We start from the raw sequence: 1,193 nt of genomic DNA on the forward strand, positions 1-1,193 counted from the left end.
TTCTCAGCACACGACAAAAAAACAAAAAAGTCTGTTAAAGCAATGGCATAATAACAATTTTTCTCACGAACCACCATTATGCCAAACCTTAACAGACTCAATGAAATATTAACCCAAAACCTTACAATGAACAAGGCAAGAATTACCTGTTTAAGCCTCATGATAATCGCCCTGATTACTGCCCAAAGCAGTAATCTTAAAAAAATAGCAAGGCACCTACCTAGTAGAGGCAAGACCGACAGCCACTACCGCAGGCTACAGCGATTTATCGCCAGTGCTGTCATCGACTATGACCAACTAGCCATATTGCTATATCGGCTATTTGGACTTAGCAAAGTTACGCTTACCATCGACCGCACCAACTGGAAATGGGGCAAAAGCAACATCAACATCTTTATGCTAGGGGTGGTCTATAAGGGCATTGCCATACCACTGTACTGGGACATGCTAGACAAAAGGGGTAACACAAACCACCTTGAGCGAGCCGAACTCATTGAACGCTTTATCAAGCAGTTTGGTAAACACAACATTGACATGATACTGGCAGACAGAGAATTTGTTGGTGAACGATGGTTTAACTGGCTAACAGAGCATCACATACCTTTTGCCATTCGTATCAAGAAAAACAGCAAAGTTGTGAACCATCACGGCAAATTGGTACAGATTAAAGAACTATTTCGTCATGTTACTGCCTTTGAGACCTATCGACATGGACGGATACTGGTCGTTGATGGTTGTGCTGTTCGAGTATTTGCCAAACGTGATAAAGACCATGGTTTAGTGATTGTCGCAACCAATCAGCTACAAACCCTTGATGCGATGACAATTTATGCAAAGCGTTGGGAAGTTGAGAATTTATTTGCTTGCCTTAAAGGTCGTGGTTTTAATCTTGAAGATACGCATTTGACTAAGATGGATAGGGTGAGTAAGTTAGTGGCAGTCAATGCTTTAGCGTTTTGTTGGGCTTATCATGTCGGTATTTATCATGATAAGGATAAGCCGTTAAAACGCAAGTTAAAGTCAAACGGTCGCCCTCAAGCCAGTTTATTTGCATTAGGCTTGGATTTGTTGATTGAGGGCTTGCGTTTGGTGTTGTTGAATAATGATAAGGCTGTATTTCGACAGTTGGTCAGTTTTTTAACCCCTAAACCCGTGAAAATTGGTTGGGGCTGATTTTTTGTCGTGTGCAGAGA

General features: G+C 41.6%; 1 protein-coding gene. It reads left to right on the forward strand.

Translation table 11 applies throughout. The annotated features are described in order from the left end of the window. Positions 1-159 precede the first annotated feature (159 nt). Positions 160-1,173 (forward strand): IS4 family transposase, encoded by a 1,014-nt coding sequence (locus MA2_RS10720; protein ID WP_169795171.1) that lies wholly within the window; start codon positions 160-162, stop codon positions 1,171-1,173. The last annotated feature ends 20 nt before the right edge of the window (positions 1,174-1,193 follow it).

The sequence above is a fragment of the Moraxella atlantae NBRC 14588 genome, assembly GCF_001591265.1.
Lineage (GTDB): Bacteria > Pseudomonadota > Gammaproteobacteria > Pseudomonadales > Moraxellaceae > Faucicola > Faucicola atlantae.

What these genes read in the sequence shown, in the direction of transcription:
- MA2_RS10720 (WP_169795171.1), top strand. Translation starts at nt 160, where the DNA reads ATGATAATCGCCCTGATTACTGCCCAAAGCAGTAATCTTAAAAAAATA.